Source organism: Botryobacter ruber (assembly GCF_003347595.2).
GTDB lineage: Bacteria > Bacteroidota > Bacteroidia > Cytophagales > Hymenobacteraceae > Pontibacter > Pontibacter ruber_A.
Map to the genome: position 1 here is coordinate 181,315 of NZ_QCZK02000041.1, position 17,575 is coordinate 198,889.

16 protein-coding genes are annotated in these 17,575 nt (G+C 49.1%); 11 read left to right on the plus strand and 5 right to left on the minus strand.

Annotated features, from left to right (window positions below):
• Nucleotides 1–279: 279 nt before the first annotated feature.
• Together DCW36_RS13610 and DCW36_RS13615 are read left to right on the plus strand one after the other, a co-directional pair.
• Complete coding sequence (locus tag DCW36_RS13610; protein WP_114779145.1) at nt 280–1,530, plus strand: DEAD/DEAH box helicase; 1,251 nt, start codon at nt 280–282, stop codon at nt 1,528–1,530.
• Nucleotides 1,531–1,883: 353 nt separating this feature from the next.
• Nucleotides 1,884–2,276: a hypothetical protein gene (locus DCW36_RS13615; protein WP_125185180.1), complete on the plus strand. Its 393-nt coding sequence runs from the start codon at nt 1,884–1,886 to the stop codon at nt 2,274–2,276.
• A gap of 117 nt (nt 2,277–2,393) precedes the next feature.
• On the opposite strand, the gene DCW36_RS13620 is transcribed toward DCW36_RS13615, so the two are convergent.
• The gene (locus DCW36_RS13620) at nt 2,394–2,783 is read right to left on the minus strand and encodes a hypothetical protein (RefSeq protein ID WP_114779149.1); all 390 of its coding nucleotides are present in this window, start codon (nt 2,781–2,783) and stop codon (nt 2,394–2,396) included.
• 226 nt (nt 2,784–3,009) lie between these two features.
• Between DCW36_RS13620 and DCW36_RS13625 the strand changes: the two genes are divergently transcribed.
• Entirely contained in the window at nt 3,010–3,246 is a 237-nt protein-coding gene (locus DCW36_RS13625) for a hypothetical protein (RefSeq protein WP_240676178.1), read from the plus strand.
• Nucleotides 3,247–3,393: 147 nt separating this feature from the next.
• Here DCW36_RS13625 and DCW36_RS13630 read toward each other — a convergent pair whose 3' ends face one another.
• Nucleotides 3,394–4,071 (minus strand): porin family protein, encoded by a 678-nt coding sequence (locus tag DCW36_RS13630; protein ID WP_240676179.1) that lies wholly within the window; start codon nt 4,069–4,071, stop codon nt 3,394–3,396.
• A 260-nt stretch (nt 4,072–4,331) separates the two neighbouring features.
• Between DCW36_RS13630 and DCW36_RS13635 the strand changes: the two genes are divergently transcribed.
• From DCW36_RS13635 to DCW36_RS13650, 4 genes are all read left to right on the plus strand, one after another.
• Nucleotides 4,332–5,384, plus strand: coding sequence for a nucleoid-associated protein (locus DCW36_RS13635; protein ID WP_114779151.1), 1,053 nt, complete (start codon nt 4,332–4,334; stop codon nt 5,382–5,384).
• A 437-nt stretch (nt 5,385–5,821) separates the two neighbouring features.
• Nucleotides 5,822–6,271 carry a hypothetical protein gene (locus DCW36_RS13640; RefSeq protein WP_128396977.1) on the plus strand — a complete coding sequence of 150 codons (450 nt, stop codon included), beginning with the start codon at nt 5,822–5,824 and terminating at the stop codon, nt 6,269–6,271.
• A gap of 285 nt (nt 6,272–6,556) precedes the next feature.
• Nucleotides 6,557–8,899 carry a TonB-dependent receptor gene (locus tag DCW36_RS13645; protein ID WP_114779155.1) on the plus strand — a complete coding sequence of 781 codons (2,343 nt, stop codon included), beginning with the start codon at nt 6,557–6,559 and terminating at the stop codon, nt 8,897–8,899.
• A 1-nt stretch (nt 8,900) separates the two neighbouring features.
• On the plus strand, nt 8,901–10,061 hold the full coding sequence (locus DCW36_RS13650; RefSeq protein WP_114779157.1) for a PepSY-associated TM helix domain-containing protein: 1,161 nt from the start codon (nt 8,901–8,903) through the stop codon (nt 10,059–10,061).
• Between the two features lie 90 nt (nt 10,062–10,151).
• On the opposite strand, the gene DCW36_RS13655 is transcribed toward DCW36_RS13650, so the two are convergent.
• Nucleotides 10,152–10,772, minus strand: a complete 621-nt coding sequence (locus DCW36_RS13655; RefSeq protein ID WP_114779159.1) for a YdeI/OmpD-associated family protein — start codon at nt 10,770–10,772, stop codon at nt 10,152–10,154.
• A gap of 631 nt (nt 10,773–11,403) precedes the next feature.
• Here DCW36_RS13655 and DCW36_RS13660 point away from each other — a divergent pair.
• From DCW36_RS13660 to DCW36_RS13670, 3 genes are read left to right on the plus strand one after another with little or no spacing between them, the layout of a single operon-like run.
• A complete protein-coding gene (locus tag DCW36_RS13660; RefSeq protein ID WP_114779161.1) occupies nt 11,404–12,489 on the plus strand; it encodes an efflux RND transporter periplasmic adaptor subunit in 1,086 nt (361 codons plus the stop codon).
• Nucleotides 12,486–13,745 (plus strand): ABC transporter permease, encoded by a 1,260-nt coding sequence (locus DCW36_RS13665; RefSeq protein ID WP_114779163.1) that lies wholly within the window; start codon nt 12,486–12,488, stop codon nt 13,743–13,745. Before DCW36_RS13660 ends, DCW36_RS13665 begins: the two co-directional genes overlap by 4 nt.
• Nucleotide 13,746: 1 nt before the next feature.
• The gene (locus DCW36_RS13670; protein WP_114779165.1) at nt 13,747–14,427 is read left to right on the plus strand and encodes an ABC transporter ATP-binding protein; all 681 of its coding nucleotides are present in this window, start codon (nt 13,747–13,749) and stop codon (nt 14,425–14,427) included.
• Between the two features lie 419 nt (nt 14,428–14,846).
• Here the strand turns inward: DCW36_RS13670 and DCW36_RS13675 are convergent, their stop codons facing one another.
• Nucleotides 14,847–15,536 (minus strand): hypothetical protein, encoded by a 690-nt coding sequence (locus DCW36_RS13675; RefSeq protein ID WP_114779167.1) that lies wholly within the window; start codon nt 15,534–15,536, stop codon nt 14,847–14,849.
• Nucleotides 15,537–16,060: 524 nt separating this feature from the next.
• Between DCW36_RS13675 and DCW36_RS13680 the strand changes: the two genes are divergently transcribed.
• A complete protein-coding gene (locus tag DCW36_RS13680) occupies nt 16,061–16,675 on the plus strand; it encodes a MarC family protein (protein ID WP_114779257.1) in 615 nt (204 codons plus the stop codon).
• A 15-nt stretch (nt 16,676–16,690) separates the two neighbouring features.
• On the opposite strand, the gene DCW36_RS13685 is transcribed toward DCW36_RS13680, so the two are convergent.
• Nucleotides 16,691–17,566: a universal stress protein gene (locus DCW36_RS13685; RefSeq protein WP_114779169.1), complete on the minus strand. Its 876-nt coding sequence runs from the start codon at nt 17,564–17,566 to the stop codon at nt 16,691–16,693.
• Between the last annotated feature and the right edge of the window lie 9 nt (nt 17,567–17,575).

Here is a 17,575-nt window from a genome sequence, read left to right on the forward strand (position 1 = left end):
GTTTTGCCCATAAACAGGAGCAGCAAAGGCTCTGGTGACAGTGGCTGCAGAATAAAAACTACCCGTAGGCGGGAGTACCAGGCAGCAAACCAGTCCGGATTGTTTTGCTGCCGCAGCCACCAGAGCCTTTGCTGCTCCTTTTGAATTAATTGGGGCCTGAACACGTTGAGAGGGTATACCGTAGCGGCAGCTTTCGTACCGAAGCACCTGCTTCCGGAATAATTAAAACGGGTAAGCAAATTTTTAACCTTACCTTTACAAAGAATTTAAAGACAAAAGATGACATTTAATCAACTACAACTTATAGATCCGATTCTGCGGGCAGTAGAGGCAGAAGGTTATACCTCTCCCACGCCCATACAGGCACAAGCCATTCCGAAAGTACTGGAAGGCCACGATCTGTTAGGTTGTGCACAAACCGGCACAGGCAAAACAGCAGCCTTTGCCATCCCTATTCTGCAACAGCTGCAGCAAAAGCGAACCCAGGGCAGAAACTTTTCCACTGCCATTAAAACCCTGATCCTGACTCCTACACGCGAACTGGCCATCCAGATAGGCGAAAGCTTTACGGCTTACGGCAAGTATACGGCTGTAAAACACACGGTTATTTTTGGCGGCGTTTCGCAGCACCCACAAACGGAGGCATTACGCAGAGGTGTGGACGTAGTAGTAGCAACCCCGGGCCGTTTACTCGACCTGATCCAGCAGGGCTTTATCAGCCTTCGGAACATCGAGGTGTTTGTGCTGGACGAGGCAGACCGGATGCTGGACATGGGCTTTATCCATGACATTAAAAAAATTATCCCGATGCTGCCCAAAAACAGGCAGTCGTTGTTTTTCTCCGCCACCATGCCCGCCGAAATCCAGAAGCTGGCCGATACCATCCTGAAAAACCCGGTGAAGGTGGAAGTAACACCTGTTTCTTCCACCGCCGACAAGGTAGAGCAAACCATTTACATGGTAGAGAAAAGCGACAAACGCTCGCTGCTGCGCCACATCCTGAAAGACGGTTCTATTGCACGGGTGCTGGTGTTTACACGTACCAAGCATGGCGCCGACCGTGTAGCCAAGGAACTGAACAAGTCAGAAATTCAGGCGGAGGCGATACACGGCAACAAATCGCAGAATGCCAGGCAGCGGGCTTTAACCAACTTTAAAGCAGGCACCACCCGCGTGCTGGTAGCTACCGACATTGCAGCCCGTGGCATCGATGTGGAAGAGCTGTCGCATGTGATTAACTACGAACTGCCGAACGAGCCGGAAACCTACGTGCACCGCATTGGCCGCACCGGTCGTGCCGGGAACAAGGGAATAGCACTTTCTTTTTGTGATGCAGAAGAGCGTGCTTACTTAAAGAGCATCCAGAAACTGATCAACAAAAGCCTGGATGTAAACAAAGACCACCCTTATGTTTCTGCTGTAGCCGAAACGGAGGTGCGTAGCGCTGCAAAGCCGGCTGCCGGTAAACCAGGAAACAAAAACAACCGGAACCGGAATAACTGGCGGAACCGCAAAGCTGCCAAAGCATAATCGGCTGATTTTTTCATCACAAAAAAAATCAAAAAGAACATACCAGAAAAGTCAACCTGGCTAAGCCCTGCTCCTAAAGCAGGGCTCTTTCTTTTGTTTTACTTTTTATTTACCACATAACAATCCTTTAATTTTTCACATGAAATAAAAATATTTTTTTATTTCCTAAGCACCCCACCAGGCACCTGCTTCTACTGGTTTAAGCACCGGCCCCTTCCTTTATATATTCAAGTTTAACATTGGTTTAAAAATATTTGTCAAAAATATTTACTAATGAATATATATTTATTTGTAAGATACTAATTATATTAGAGGTTATAAATTGAAAAACCAAACCTGTAAACGTAATTCGTATGAAAAAACTTCTTGTATCGTTCCTGTTCAGTTTAGCAGTAAGTGCTCCTTCATTTGCACAGGAAGCACCTAAACACCTGTCGCCTGAAGCTGAAAAATATTGTACAGAACTAACCAGGGCAATGGCTGCTGAGATACAGTTAAATGAAGCGGAATTTATTGTGTTAAAATCCCTGAACAGGGAAATGATGCTGAAGTCGGAAGAAATAAAAAGCACCTATGCAAACGATGCTGCCACCAAGGAGAAGAAAATGAAAGAAATAATTGCTGGCTTCAACAGCAAACTAACCCCGGTATTAAGGCCTTACCAGTTACAGGCTTTTTCTGCTATGAGCCTCAGCGCTAACACCTGGGCGGTATCAGATTCAAAAATAGCTGTTACCTCTAAATAACCCGGTAAAGGAAGTGCATAAACAAGCCGTGGGCGCCCCGGAATTTCCGGGGCGCCCACGGCTTGTTTTGTTTTTAGTTTATTTAGTATCCAAACTGGTTCGCAGGTATCTTACAACTTACCGGATACTGTCTCTGCCCTTTTCATCGTCCCGCTTGTCGGGGTTTTCTATTTCACGGTCTTTCCCGAGCGGCTGGTCGCCTGTTCTGATGCCGTTAACGCCACCGCTCATGGCTGTGTCGCTGCCTTCGAATTCAAAACCGGGTCCCTGGGCAAATTCCTCCGTGCTATTGGGGTTGTTGCCGCCATAACCTGTGGTTTCGTTGCCGTGTATGCGGAGATTCTCCAGCCTGTCTTTCTGGTCCCCCCGTTCGAGCGCTCCGTTAAGCCCAACATTTCGTTTTGCAGAAGGATCAGGACGATTACTCATGGTCATTCGCTTGTTGTAATCATCAAATATATTTTTCACGCCATCAGCTGGCTTGCGTTTTTCTTCATCTTTAGCCATTTCTCTAAATCTTAAGTTACATTATTAGATATACGCTCCCGGAAAAGACTTGTTCCCGGCAAGAAAGGCAGCCATAGAAAAAAGGAAGTTGTAGTATGAATTCTTCTGGTATTTTTGCAGTCGTAACGGCAGCCCTGCGCTACCTTTAAGGCGTGTTAATTTCAGATAAAACCGTTGCTATGGCACCACTTCCGGTGTTATTTCGTTACAAAGCAGATCTACTACCATGATACAGATGAAATTATCTAAAATATATAACTTCCGGGAGATGAACTCCTACCAGTTTGTTGCCGTAACGGGCCTTGTCATGACGGTGGTGGCGCATATAATCCTGGCCCTTATCGGAAAAAGAGTCGAAAACTTTGAGGCGCTGTACCTGTGCTGGACGGTTTTCTTTGCGCTGGGCACCATTGCCAACTACCGAAGCAAGCCCGAAGACCACGACCACCATCATCACCACTAAAAAGTGTAAACTCCTGCTGCCACCATTTCCTTTGCGGCACAAACAGGAGCAAAGGCTGTGGTGAGAGCAGGAGCCAACAAAAACAAACCTCCCCTGAAACAGGAGAGGCCTGAAAAATCACAAAACTTAAACTTTAACCAAAATACGTTAGAAAGAAAACCCGACAGAGCCTTTTATCACGCCGTTGTACGTTTCGAAACGGCGGTTGCTGTCGACGGTGGTGAGGCCGTAATCGTAGCCGGCACTGATGCTCAGGCCGCTGCTGAAGCGGTAACCCAGGCCACCGGTCAGCGCCACATCAAACTCACGCATGCCGCTCTTCATATCCCACTCCCTGTTCAGCACATTAAAACCTAATGCACCGGCACGGGCCTGTATCTTATTGGAGAGCAGGTACGACACCTGCGGACCGGCAAACAAGTTAAACCCTTCGCCCACATAAATTTTTGCCAGCACCGGCAACTCCAGGTATTCTGCTTTGTTGGTGATGGTCGCTTTCACATTCAGGAACTCGGTCTCTTTCCAGGGCAGGGTACCTACTACACGGGTACCTTTCTGCGAGTACAGCAGTCCCGGCTCAATTTCGAACCCCGGAGCAACCGGTATGCTGATAAAACCGCCGGCATGGAAGCCTTCGCGCATCTCCTGCTTTATGGCGCCATCCGCAAACTCAAAAAGATTGTTGATGCTCTCTACACTTTCGCCCTGCCAGTTCGCCATATTCAAACCGGCCCTGATGCCGACACGCACGGGTTGCTGCTGCGCAACTACCTGGGTGGCAGCTACTGCCATCACCACTACCAGAAGTAAAAATATCTTTTTCATGACTCTGCTTTTCTAAAATCCTATAAAGTACAGCTGCGCAGCTGTTAACACAGTTTGTAAAAACCGTGCCAGAACGAGACCAGTTTTTCAACCGAACCACACAACACATCACAACAACCTGTTTATCAAAATCTTAAATCATAATAAAAATTTCACCTTTAATTTTTCCGGTTGATTTCGGAGCTGGCGCCTTGGCGATAGAGGCTGTAAGCGTACCTTTGCGCTTGGTTAAACAAGCAAAAGCGTAAACACAGAATTGCATGAACGATAAGAAGCAGGTGCAACTGCAACGGCTGGTGGTGCACCGGGTAGGCAACAAAGCAAAAGAAGAAGGTGTAATTATTTCGAAAGACCTGGTGGACCTGCGGGATGAACAGCTGAACGACCTGTTGCTGAACTATTTTCTGACACCATTTAAGCAGGAAGAATTTTTCCGGTTTACGCATACCTCCGACCTGGCCCTGAACGAGCTGTTTGCCTACGCAACGCTCCTGTTTAACGAGCCCGCCAATTTTCATGAGTACTCGGTACACATCCTCAACCACCTGTATGAGCAGTCGGACCATCCGAAAGTAAAGAGCGGGGAACTGTATGTGGCGCATTTTTTGGGTTGCAACGTGGAAGGCGAGGAACTGGTAGACGCCATCGGCATTTTCAAGTCGGAAAATAAAGATACCTTTCTTACGTTCCAGGACCAGGACGACGATCTGCAGGTGAACTACCACTTTGGGGTTAACATAAAGAGCGTAGACAAAGGCTGCCTTATTTTTAACACCGAAGCAGAAGACGGGTACCGCGTAAAACTGGTGGATGCCAACAGCACCGACGCCCTGTTCTGGAAAGAGGATTTCCTGAACATAACGGAGCTGAAAGACACTAACTTTACTACCAAAACCTACCTGAACCTCTGCAAGGACTATTCGGAAGAGGTTTTTGCCCAGAGCGAGAGCAAGAAAGAGCAGATAGAGTTTATCAGCCGTTCTGTGGATTATTTTTCAAAGAACGAGACCTTCGACCTGGAAGAATTCACGAGCAGCGTGATTGAAGAGCCGGAATCGGCGGAGCGGTTTAAAAACTATTCACAGGCCTTTGCCGAGGAGCGTGGCCTGGAAGACTTCAGCGGGTTTGCCATCAACAAAAACACCGTCCGCAATATGAAGCGCAAATTCCGCAACTTCATCAAACTCGACACGCAGATCGAAATCAAGTTCAGCGGCTACAACCCGGAGCAAAGCGAGCAGTACATGGAGCGCGGTTTCGACGAAGAACGCGGCATGCATTTTTACAAAGTATATTTCCACAGCGAAAGCTAAGGGAGTTTGGGAGTTTGGGAGTTAGAAAGGTAGAAAGGTAGAATTTGTAGGGGTTGAAAATATTCAACCCTTTAAGAGAGAGGTAGTGAACATGTAGGGGTTGAAGATTTTCAACCCTGTAACAGAAAGTTAAAGCGTTGGGTGTTATGATCTGTAGAGACGCGGTGCCCGCGTCTCCTGCACAAATCACAAACAAATCCAATCAATCCTACTATTCCTTAAATCTTCTTAATCTTGTTCAGACAGAATAATTCCGTAAATCCTGATTCAGACTAATATAAAATCACAAAGATCACACATCATTACCATCAACGGTTCAGACAGTATTTATAACCACCTGAAACTTAATCGCTTTACTTTCAGTTGCATATTGTCGTAAAAGATAATTCAGCAACCGGAATGGTTTTTGAAGAAGCTTATACTTTCACATGAAGCCTATGAAACACGTAACATTTGCCTTAATCTTCTTTTTTGCGTCTACAGCACTGTTTGCGCAGACAACTACTGCCTCTGCGGTGCAACAGGACCCAAAAGCAGGCCAAAGTACTAATAAAACACTCGAGCAACGCGCCGACGAAATTACGGCCGGTATGGTAAAGCACCTCCATTTATCCGGCGAGCAGGCCAAAAAGGTCAGAGCGATTAATCTTGCCAACATGCAGCATGCCGAAGCAGCCCGCGTGAAGTATAAAAATGATCCGAAGCAGTTTGCACACCAGATGGAGATTATTAGCGAGACCAGGCTGCAGCAGATAAAGGAAGCGCTCACGCAGCAGCAGTTTGAGCAGTACCAGGCCCGCCGCGAAGAGAAAATGGGCGTGCCGCGCGAAGCCCGGAGCAATCCGGGAGCCAGGCAGCAGGAAAGCTCTTACCAGAACCAGTATTAGACCCACAAAGAGGCAGGCGACCAACCTGCCTCTTTTTTTTTGCACCCCCGCCAAATAAAAATAGCCGCTGCACCTCCCTCCATAGCCACACCACAACAACTAACTCAGGATAAGCTATTTGCACGTAAAAAAAGTTTACTGCACCTGCCACCACTGCCGCTGCTGCTACCGTCTTTTTTAACAATAATTTTAACAGGTACCATTTGCAAAATAAAATCTGTCGCTTACCTTTGCCATTGTTTAGAATAAGTCTAAATAAAAATAAACTTTTAAGACAAATTGTATATGAAAAAACTATGTACCCTTTTTGCGCTACTGGTCCTTGTGCTGCAGGTGCAGGCCCAGACCGGAAACATCAAAGGCATTGTGCGGACATCGGACGGAGAACCTGCCGAGTTTGTAAACGTGGGCTTGAAAGGAACATCGCTCGGAGCCACCGCCGACAAAAACGGGAATTACCATTTTAAAAATATTCAGCCCGGCCGCTATACGCTGGTAGCAACGTTGGTGGGCCTGCAGCCACAGGAACAACTGGTGGTACTGCTGGCCAACGAAACACTGGAAGTTAATTTTACACTGCAGGAAACAGCCCAAAAGCTGCAGGAAGTGGTGATATCAGCCAACTCGAACAAATACCGGCAGCCGAACCTCTCCTCTTCCCTCCGCCTCCGCACGCCTGTACTGGAAACACCCCAGAACATACAGGTGGTAACTAATGCCGTGCTGGCCGACCAGCAGGTGTTCGACATGCTGGAAGGCGTAACCCGTAACGTAAGCGGTGTAACACGGCTGGAGCACTGGGACAACTATGCCCGCATCAACATGCGCGGTTCGCAGATTGCAGCTTTCCGTAACGGCATGAATGTGCAGATGCCCTGGGGGCCGCTGGCGGAAGACATGTCGGTAGTAGACCGGATTGAATTTGTGAAAGGGCCGGCAGGTTTTATGATGGCGAACGGCGAACCCAGTGGTTTTTACAACATCGTTACGAAAAAACCGACAGGCCTTACCAAAGGCGAGGCAGCTTTTACCCTTGGCAGCTTCCAGACCTACCGCGCCACCCTGGACCTGGACGGAAAACTTTCTTCCAACGGCAAACTGCTCTACCGCCTCAACCTGATGGGCCAGCAGAAAGGCTCACACCGCGACTACGAATACAACAACCGCTACACTGTGGCGCCGGTTCTTAAATACCTCTTCTCCGATAACACCTCCCTTACCGCCGAGTACACTTATCAGTTTTCTGAAATGTCGGCCATTGGCTCTAATTACGCTTTCTCCCCGAACGGCTACGCCGACCTTCCGCGTAACTTTACCACGGCAGAGCCCACCCTGGCTCCTACCAAAATTCACGACCAGAGCATTTTTGTTACATTACAGCACCAACTGGACGAGGACTGGCAGATGACCGGCCAACTGGCTTACCTCAACTACGACCAGGAAGGCAGTTCCCTCTGGCCAACTGCTTTTGATGAAGCTAAAACCGGCATCCTGAAGCGCGGCACCAGCATCTGGGATGCGCTGGGGCAGAGCAAACAGGGCCAGTTTTTTGTGAACGGCGAAGTAAAAACCGGTTTTATCACGCACCGCCTCCTGGCTGGCGTGGACATGTACCACAAAGATTATTTTGCCGACTGGAGCCAGAGCTTTGAGCTGGTAGGCACCGAACCTTTTAACATCTACAACCCGGTTTATGGAAAAGTACCTGCCGCTTCGCTCCCTGTGTTCGACCGCTCCAGCGACCTCCGCAGCAGAGGCGTGCGCTATAACCAGGGCTCAGCAGGAATCTATGTGCAGGACGAACTGCGCATGTTCCAGGACCGCCTGCGCGTGACTTTAGCGGCAAGGCAAACGTCCGCCCAAACAGTTAACCCCTACTCCGGCATCACCAACGACAAGGCCTTTACGCCACGTGTTGGTGTGAGCTACTCTATAAATCCTGCCGTATCGGTGTATGGACTCTATGACCAGGCATTTGTACCGCAGGCAGGCGCGAACTTCGAAGGCAAATCATTCGACCCGATCACCGGAAGCAACACCGAAGCCGGTATTAAGAAAGACTGGTTCAACGGCACCTGGAATTCGACGCTGGCAGTATACCGCATCACCAAGAACAACGTCCTGACGGCCGATCCGAACAATCCTAACTTCTCTATCCAGCTTGGTCAGACACAAACACAGGGTGCTGAGTTCGATGTGCGCGGGAATATTACGAAAGACCTGAACCTGATCTTCAACTATGCTTATACCGACTCCAAAATCTCCAAAGACACAAATCCGGACCGGGTAGGCACGGCACAACCCGGCATCTCCAAACACATCTCCAACACCTGGCTGTCGTACCAGGTACCTTACGCACCGCTCAAAGGGCTTGGCTTATCGCTTGGGTACCAGTGGCAGAAAGACCGCTCTTCCTGGTATGTATTCGATGGTACCCAGAATTCTCTACCGGACTACTTCCGCCTGGATGGCGCCGTTACCTGGCAAAAAGACAAAGTACGGGTATCGCTGAACGTGAACAACCTGCTGGATGAGTACCTGTATTCCGGTGCTCCTTACGGTGAATACTTTTACTGGCAAACCGAAGCCGGACGCAATGCCCGCCTCAACGTAGCCTATAAATTCTAACATGACAGGCAGAAACATCGCACGAAAACTACACCTCTGGCTCGGACTATTGTCCGGGCTGGTGGTGTTTATCATTTCCGTTACCGGCTGTATCTATGCCTTCCAGGCCGAACTCCAGGACCTCCTGCAGCCTTACCGCTTTGTGGCAGCACGCCAGGCGCCGCAGCTCCCGCCATCGCAGCTGCAGGCAAAGGCCGAAGAAGCTCTTCCGGGGAAACTGGTGCATGCCGTGTTGTATGCAGAGCCCGGCAGAGCGGCAGAAGTAATCTTCTACAGCTACGAGCCAACCTACCACTATGTCGCCTACATAAATCCTTACACCGGGGAGGTGCAGCACATACAGGATGTAAAGAAGAGCTTTTTCGGGTTCATATTACAAGGGCATTTCTACCTCTGGCTGCCTCATGATATCGGGCAACCTGTGGTCGCGTCTGCCACGCTCGTATTTGTGGTGATGCTCCTGACAGGCATTATCCTCTGGTGGCCCCGCAACAAAAAGGGCACCCGGCAGCGCTTCACTATTAAGTGGAACGCCCGCTGGCGCCGCCGCAACTTCGACCTGCACAACGTGCTGGGCTTTTACGTGAGCGCGCTGGCCCTGCTGCTGGCGCTGACGGGGCTGGTATGGGGTTTCCGGTGGTTTGCGCAGGGCGTTTATGGCCTGGCCTCCGGCGGAAAAGAACTGCAGGAGTACCAGGAGCCGCCATCCGATACCACACAAGCAGCCACCATAGCCGCTGCACCTATCCTGGACCGGGTGTGGCACAAGATACAGGCCGAGCACCCGGGCGCGGCCGTAGTGGAAGTGCACCCGCCCCTAAACGAAAGCTCTTCCATTGCCGCCACCATCAACTACCACCCCGACACCTACCATAAAATCGACTACCGCTACTTCGACCAGTACACCATGCAGGAGCTGTCGGTGGATCATATCTGGGGCAGGTACCACGAAGCCACAGCAGCAGACAAACTGATGCGCATGAACTACGACCTCCACACCGGCGCCATCCTGGGGCTGCCCGGAAAAATACTCGCTTTCCTGGCTAGCCTGCTGTGCGCCAGTCTACCGGTTACCGGCTTTTTTGTGTGGTGGGGACGCCGCAACAAGAAGCCGAACAAGCAAAAGCAAGCGGTCAGAAAACTGCAGCAAGCTTCCATATAACAAAGCGTAAGCTTAAACAAAAAAACACAGCAGCCATAAGTTTTGGCTGCTGTGTTTTTTTTTACAGGCAAGGCGCCGGCTGTCGTTATGTTATGCCTTTGCCTTCTCGTACTTCCAGTTCCGCGACTTCCCCTCCGCCAGCCACTCCAGCGCCGTAGCCATGCGCTTTTCGCGCGTGGCATCAGTTTTGGCTTCGGTTAGCCAGCTCACGTACTCTTTGCGGTGGCTGTAGCTGAAGTTTTCGAAAGCAGCCTTTGCCTGCCCGTTTTGCTCCAATGCCTCCTGGAAATACATCGGCACCACCAGCTCCTGCTTTGCACCCGCTTTGGCTTTTGAGGGAGCTTTTACATTGTCCTGGTTCAGCTTAACGGCTTCCGCAATGTACTGTAGCATGATTTCGTCGGAAGGCAGATCTGCCGGGCTTTTGAGCTGGCCCAGGTGCCCCATGGAAGCTCTGTCTGCTACCGCCAGCAACTGGTACGGGTCCGTAAGCAACGATGCTTTAAAGAAGGTGAAGGCGCAGTGTTTTTTAAAAGCGGCCATGCTGCACACAATCCCTTTGAACTCAAAATGCGGAAAGCCCCACTTGATGGTTTCGGTTATGTCGGGACAGGCCTGGTGCACCAACTGCCGCAGGTGGTGCAGGATAGGTTGGGCAAAGGGTTCAGCTTTTTCGATGTAGGCGGTTATGCGGGGGTCGGTGTTTTGCATATGGCTGCAGTTGTTACGTTTCTATTGATTTTAGAAAAGTATGCATTCCGGGGCAGAGTTGCAAGCTGCCTGAACCGTTGATTTTTGTCTGAATTTGGATTTGCCAGATGAAGGGATTAACAGGATGTTTCAGTTAATTTAGGAACAGGCACTGCCGCAAGTTTAGGCGCAGCCGTAACTTGTGGTAATCTATGGCAGGAAGTTTTCAACTTCCGAAATCCACACACAAAATTAAATTTTAGTTTTACACCATTGCTGGCCCTGTTGCCTTTCCGTTTCTGGAACCCGGAAGTTGAAAACTTCCTGTTACATATTACCATAAGTTACGGCTTCGCCTAAACTTGCTGAAGGAAAGGACGGTAGTTGGGTTTACTTCTAAAAATTTAAAATCCTGCTAATCCCTTCATCTGGCAAATCCGAATTCAGACAAAAATCAAAGGTTCAGACAAAATAGTGGCTGCATCAAAAAATAATAACCCGCCACACCTACTATTGCATCAGGTTTTTCACTACTTTAAAGCCACAGACTTCATACCCTGTTCCAGTTTCAGCTGTGTGTCCTGAAAACGCAGCACAAAACAAACAGGAAGTCTGCGGGTTTAATTTGTAGCATACGCAACACCCTTTTGCCATGAAATTGTACATCCGGCTGTTCCTGGTCATCCTCCCCCTGCTGGCCTCCTGCAAAGGGGAACAGGAAACAACTACACCCACCGTAGAACCCATCACGGAATCTGTTTATGCTTCGGGCATCGTGAAAAGCCGAAATCAGTACCAGGTGTTTTCTAAAGTAAACGGGCTGGTGCAGCAGGTTCTGGTAGACGAAGGCGATACGGTTAAGCAGGGAGAGCCCATCATTAGGCTGGTGAACGAAACATCCCGGCTTAGTGCCGAAAATGCACGGCTGGCGGCAGAATATGCAGCTTTAAGCGCCAATACCGAAAAGCTGAACGAACTGAAAGCCAATATCGACCTGGCTAAAACCAAACGACAGCACGACTCGCTGCTCCTGGTACGGCAACGCAACCTGTGGGCGGAGCAGATCGGGACACGCGTGGAACTTGAACAGAAAGAACTGGCTTACAAAAATTCAGTAACGGCCCACGAGGCAGCCATTCTCCGTTACAAAGACCTGAAAAAACAACTCAATTTTGCCGCCCGGCAGTCGCAGAAGAACCTCCAGATCAGCAGAACACAGGTAAACGATTTTACCATCACCAGCGAAACCGACGGCCGTGTGTACAGCATCCTGAAAGAACCGGGCGAAATGGTGACTACCCAGGCACCGGTGGCGGTAATAGGCGATGCCGATAGTTTTATGCTGGAGCTGCAGGTAGACGAATACGACATTGCGCGGGTAAAGCCGGGGCAGAAAGTGCTGCTGACCCTCGACAGTTACCGGGGACAGGTGTTTGAGGCAAAAGTAGAGAAAATAAATCCTGCCATGAACGAGCGGTCGCGGTCCTTTACCGTGGAAGCCGGTTTTGTTACCTCGCCCCCTGCCCTCTACCCCAATCTCACCACCGAAGCCAACATCGTTATCCAGACCAAGGAAAAAGCCCTGACCATCCCCCGCCCCTACCTACTCGACGGCGCTTATGTACTGACCGAGGACGAAGAGAAAAAGAAGGTAAAGACCGGGCTGAAGGATTATGAGAAAGTGGAGATACTGGACGGATTAACCAAAAATGACGTGCTCCTAAAGCCGGCCCAATGAATTTCAGGTTAATTGTACATATCGCCAGAACGTTGCTGCTGGCCCGCGTAGGCCAGACCCTGGTTGCTGCTATTGGCGTAACCTTCAGTATTGCCATGTTCATTACGCTGCTCAGTTTCATGACCGGGCTCAACGACATGCTGGACAGCCTGATCCTGAACCGTACGCCACACGTCAGGCTGTACAACGAGATTAAGCCAAGCGAGAATCAACCGGTTAACATGGCGCCGGAATTCAAGGACTCCTACAATTTTATTTACTCGGTTAAAGCCAGCACCAGCCGGCAGGAGATTTACAACAGCGGCCCCATTATGCAGGCCGTAAAAACAGACGACCGGGTGTTGGGCGTGGCGCCTAAAATAATGGCGCAGGTGTTTTTTAACGAAGGCACCCTGGATATTACAGGCTCCATCCACGGCATTGATGTTGAAGCAGAAAGCAACCTGTTTTTCTTCCAGGACTACGTTACCACCGGCAAAGCCATGGATGCCAAAAACGTAGCCAACAGCATCATCCTCGGAAAAGGCCTGGCCGACATCCTGCTGGCGGAGGTGGGCGATGTGGTGCAGGTAACTACTGCCCAGGGCGAGCGGTTTCCGCTGAAGGTGGTTGGCTTTTTTCAGTCCGGCATCCAGGAGATAGACCGGGTGCAGAGCTATGCCTCTATCGGTACGGTGCAGAAACTGCTTGGCAAATCGAACAGCTATATCACCGATATCCAGGTGAAGCTAAAAGATGTGAATATGGCGCCGGCGGTTGCCAAAGAATATGCCCAGCTTTTCCAGATAGATGCCGAGGACATACAAACGGCCAACTCCCAGTTCGAAACAGGCAGTAACATCCGGACGCTTATCTCCTACTCCGTTGGCATCACGCTGCTGGTGGTGGCCGGCTTTGGTATTTACAACATCCTGAACATGATGATTTACGAGAAGATGGATTCTATCGCCATCCTGAAAGCAACCGGTTTTTCAGGTCGCGATGTGAACCGGATTTTCCTGGTTATTGCCCTGAGCATTGGTTTCTTTGGCGGCATGACGGGGCTGCTCGTCGGCTTTATCTTTTCCTCCATTATCGATCAGATTCCGTTTAATACCGATGCCCTGCCGACCGTAAAAACCTACCCTATTAATTACAGTGCAGCGTTCTACTTTATCGGTTCCACTTTTTCGCTGGTTACCACTTACCTGGCAGGGTTCTTCCCGGCACGAAAAGCCAGCAAAGTAGACCCTGTCGAAATTATCAGAGGCAAATAGCATGAGCGAGATTATCCTGGAAGCAAGGCATATCAACAAGTGTTTTCACGACCCGGTGACGGTGCAGGTGCTGCGCGATATTACTTTTACAGTAGACAAAGGCGAGTTTGTGTCCGTGATCGGGAAGTCGGGTTGCGGCAAGTCTACGCTGCTCTATATCCTCTCTACCATGGACACCGATTACGAGGGGGAACTGCTGATCGACAAGGAGTTGATGACCAATAAGCGGGAAATAGAGCTGGCGCGCATCCGCAACGAGAAGATCGGGTTCGTGTTCCAGTTCCACTACCTGCTCAACGAGTTCACGGTGCTGCAGAACGTGATGCTGCCCGGCCTGAAGCTGAAAAAACTTCCGCAGGAAGAAGTGGAGCACCGGGCCATGGAACGGCTGAAAATGCTGGGCATCGACCACCTGGCCTCCAAAATTGCTTATAAAATATCCGGTGGCGAAAAGCAGCGCGTCGCCATTGCCCGCGCCCTGATCAACGATCCGCACATAGTGATGGGCGACGAACCCACCGGCAACCTGGACATACGGAACAGCGAAATGGTATTCGACATTTTCAAGGAGCTGGCCGAAGTCCATAACCAGACCCTCCTGATTGTAACGCACGACCAGAGCTTCGCGGAAAGAACCCAGCGCATCATTGAAATGGAAGACGGCCGGATTATCAGCGGGTAAATTTTCTGAGACACGGAGCAGCCGCAGTGGCTGTGGTGGCAGGTGCAGAACACTTTTTTATCGGCTGTACCGGGATGAAGCGGGTTAAAGGACTGATGTAACGCAGAAACCAGTAGGAAAAGTCGCCCTTTGAAGGCTAATCTTATAGGGAAAAATGGAATAATAAAATAATTCCTGCCGCCAGTTATCAACTGGCGTAGCTGGATATTCCTGCTTTTGTAACCACGCCAGTTACAAACTGGCCTTAATTGAAACCACAAGTTACCGCTGCGCTCAAACTTGCGGTAGAAAATATTATTAAAATACCACAAGATCCATCACATAATCACAGAAAGGAAGAATCTGACATAAAAAAACCGTCAGGCGCAGCTCATGAATGTAAGCTGCGCCTGACGGTTTGGTAACATCAGAAAACAGGATTAATGCCTGACAACCTGGTGCTTTCGGAGGCGATCCAGCTCCAGCGCCATTTCCTCCCGCAGGTTCATTTCAGTTTGCAGTTCGCGCTTGATCTTCAGTTCGCGTTCGCGGGCTTTCTTCTTGTACTCATTCAATTCTTCTTCCATGGTATTGTATCCCTCCTGCTTCTCGACAGCCACCCGGTTACTGCTTTTATAGCGCTGCATGGCCACAAACAGCATCACAACCAAGGCAATAATAATAACAGCCGTCAGGATAACGTAAAACTGCTTCTGCATATCTATACCGAGCACCGACAGGTTGTTTACAGCGTGCTGGCTTTGCTGCACCTGCTTCTCCTTCTCAATATTATCGAGCTTCAGGGCCTGAATTTGCTTTTTCTGCTCCTCAATGGTCTGGTGGGCCTGTGCTGCCTCCTGCTCAGCCGATTTTTTATCATCGATCAGCCCTTTTTCGGTTGCTTTTATCGATTGCTGCACGCTCTTCCAGAAAGCTTCGAGGGTACTTACATTTACAACTTTGTACTCCCGGTTACCTTCCCGGTAAGAATTGGAACCTTCTTTCAGGCTGTTATACTGCCGGGTGAGGGCGGCAGGCGCTGCGGATTCTTTTGTTGCCGTTTGTTGCGCGGTAGCTGTTATTATTGAAAAAGAAAACAATAAAACCAGGGGATAAAAGAGAGTTTTCATACACAGATTCATAAAGTTTAAGTTTGGAGAACAAGGCACCAGTAAACAAGTTTTAAGTAGCAGACTGAATCAAAATTCATATCCTCCAATTTCAGATTTACCACTTATAACTCAAAAAAGATAAATATATTATATTTTTCAAAAAACAACAACCATCTTTTTTCAAACCTTGCCAAGATGATTAAAGCTGCAATTTACAAAAACATTCTTTAAACTTCATTTTACACCGCTTTCAAAACACATTCCAGCACTAAAAAGGTCCTGTTTTTTACAAAACAACCCACCGGCAAGCCCTCTTCTACATTTTATACACAAGCAAAATACTTAAAAATATTCAAAAACACATCATTATATCCCGGCAAACAATTACTATGTTCTGTCATAACGCAAAAACAAAACCAGCAACAAACAGTCATTAGCCTGCAACAGTACCGGCGCCCTTGCCGGCTAAAGCAGGCAGCTGGTTTGCGAAATCTATCTTACCAGTGTCGCGTACCATAGAGGGCATCCCAAAACCTGAGCCTATGATCGCAGCAATTTTTAGTTTCCTGGTTATGCTGAACCCTTTTGCCCTTTTCCTTTATTTAAAGCCTGTGATGAATGACTTGTCGGACGCCGACTTCAGGTCGGTATTTTTAAAAGCTTCGACCATTTCCTTTTTTATTTTCCTGGTGTTTTTGCTTTTCGGAGACCTGGTTTTCGAGAATGTATTCCGCATCAACTTCGAGTCGTTCCGGATTTTTGGTGGCATTGTGTTGTTTTCGCTGGCTTATATGTTTATTGTGCAGGGCAAAAAGGCATTTATCCAGATAAAAGGCGACCTGCATGACCTGGCATCTGAAATTGCCTTGCCTTTTATGGTGGGGGCAGGCACCATTTCGCTTACCATCCTGATGTCGGAGCAGTTGGTGCTGTGGCAGGGGGTGCTGTCGCTTGCCATTATTATGCTGGTAAACTTTTTGTTTATCATGGGTTTAAAACAGATTCGCCGCAACATGCGCTCCAAAAAAGTACAGACAGCCTTTGATAAAAACATGGAGCTGTTGCTGCGTATCAACGGTTTTTTTGTGGGCGCTATCGGGATCGATATGGTCGTGACAGGTATAAAACACCTGCTAACGGCAGCCGCCCAGCAATAACTTCGATTTCCTTTTTTACTTTATCACCGCTTCAGAATACACCAGCCACAGTGGTACATCAATATCCATGTTATAAAGCTCGGTAGGCACACTGCCCAGGCTCAGGGAGGGCAAGGGGTTACTTCCTTTCAGCCCAAGCACCAACAGGTCGTACTTCCCCTTTTGCAGCTGCAGGTTAATGCGGTCGGCAATGCTTTTCCCGGCAGCGCGCACCAGCGTGTAGGGTACCTCTGCAATTTCAGGATGGTGCCGCTGCAGGGAATTGAATTTCTCTTTTACAACTTCTTCTGCTTTTTTGATTGCTTTTTCTTCCGATATCAGCGGGAAGTACTGGGTAGGCAACTTGTAAACGTGCATAATATCGAGCCGCAGGCCCAGCTGGTCTGCCAGGCTTTTGCTCAGCCGGAGCGCATGCACCGAGGCATCGGAAAAATCGATCGGCGCCAGCACTTTGCCAATGTCGAATCTGGCTGTCTCCGGAAAAACCAACAGACTGCAGGGCAGCACCCGGAGCAGCTTGCTTCCTAAGGCGCCTGTGCTTTTATCGCTCATCCGCTTGCCGAGCAGGGTTACCTTTACCTGGTACCGCTTCACCAGTTCGGCCAGGATCACTTCTGTATTCGGCTCTTCGCTTACCAGTATTTCATAATCGGTGGCGTTGGAAAACTGATCCGTAACGATATCATCAATATTCTCTTCCACCTCTTTTGCCAGGTCTACATCCCCGAAGTACTCCTTAAATTCATCGCTTAGCTCGGATGTTTTGATATTATGCACAAAGTACACCTTGTTTACAGGCAGGCGCATACAGATGGAGCGGGTGAAGGCAACCAGTTTTTCATCTATGTCACTCAGGTCCAGGCAGACCATCATGGAGTCTATTGAAATCATACGTATTAC

What these genes read in the sequence shown, in the direction of transcription:
- DCW36_RS13610 (WP_114779145.1), top strand. Translation starts at nt 280, where the DNA reads ATGACATTTAATCAACTACAACTTATAGATCCGATTCTGCGGGCAGTA.
- DCW36_RS13615 (WP_125185180.1), top strand. Translation starts at nt 1,884, where the DNA reads ATGAAAAAACTTCTTGTATCGTTCCTGTTCAGTTTAGCAGTAAGTGCT.
- DCW36_RS13620 (WP_114779149.1), bottom strand. Translation starts at nt 2,783, where the DNA reads ATGGCTAAAGATGAAGAAAAACGCAAGCCAGCTGATGGCGTGAAAAAT.
- DCW36_RS13625 (WP_240676178.1), top strand. Translation starts at nt 3,010, where the DNA reads ATGATACAGATGAAATTATCTAAAATATATAACTTCCGGGAGATGAAC.
- DCW36_RS13630 (WP_240676179.1), bottom strand. Translation starts at nt 4,071, where the DNA reads ATGAAAAAGATATTTTTACTTCTGGTAGTGGTGATGGCAGTAGCTGCC.
- DCW36_RS13635 (WP_114779151.1), top strand. Translation starts at nt 4,332, where the DNA reads ATGAACGATAAGAAGCAGGTGCAACTGCAACGGCTGGTGGTGCACCGG.
- DCW36_RS13640 (WP_128396977.1), top strand. Translation starts at nt 5,822, where the DNA reads ATGAAACACGTAACATTTGCCTTAATCTTCTTTTTTGCGTCTACAGCA.
- DCW36_RS13645 (WP_114779155.1), top strand. Translation starts at nt 6,557, where the DNA reads ATGAAAAAACTATGTACCCTTTTTGCGCTACTGGTCCTTGTGCTGCAG.
- DCW36_RS13650 (WP_114779157.1), top strand. Translation starts at nt 8,901, where the DNA reads ATGACAGGCAGAAACATCGCACGAAAACTACACCTCTGGCTCGGACTA.
- DCW36_RS13655 (WP_114779159.1), bottom strand. Translation starts at nt 10,772, where the DNA reads ATGCAAAACACCGACCCCCGCATAACCGCCTACATCGAAAAAGCTGAA.
- DCW36_RS13660 (WP_114779161.1), top strand. Translation starts at nt 11,404, where the DNA reads ATGAAATTGTACATCCGGCTGTTCCTGGTCATCCTCCCCCTGCTGGCC.
- DCW36_RS13665 (WP_114779163.1), top strand. Translation starts at nt 12,486, where the DNA reads ATGAATTTCAGGTTAATTGTACATATCGCCAGAACGTTGCTGCTGGCC.
- DCW36_RS13670 (WP_114779165.1), top strand. Translation starts at nt 13,747, where the DNA reads ATGAGCGAGATTATCCTGGAAGCAAGGCATATCAACAAGTGTTTTCAC.
- DCW36_RS13675 (WP_114779167.1), bottom strand. Translation starts at nt 15,536, where the DNA reads ATGAAAACTCTCTTTTATCCCCTGGTTTTATTGTTTTCTTTTTCAATA.
- DCW36_RS13680 (WP_114779257.1), top strand. Translation starts at nt 16,061, where the DNA reads ATGATCGCAGCAATTTTTAGTTTCCTGGTTATGCTGAACCCTTTTGCC.
- DCW36_RS13685 (WP_114779169.1), bottom strand. Translation starts at nt 17,566, where the DNA reads ATGATTTCAATAGACTCCATGATGGTCTGCCTGGACCTGAGTGACATA.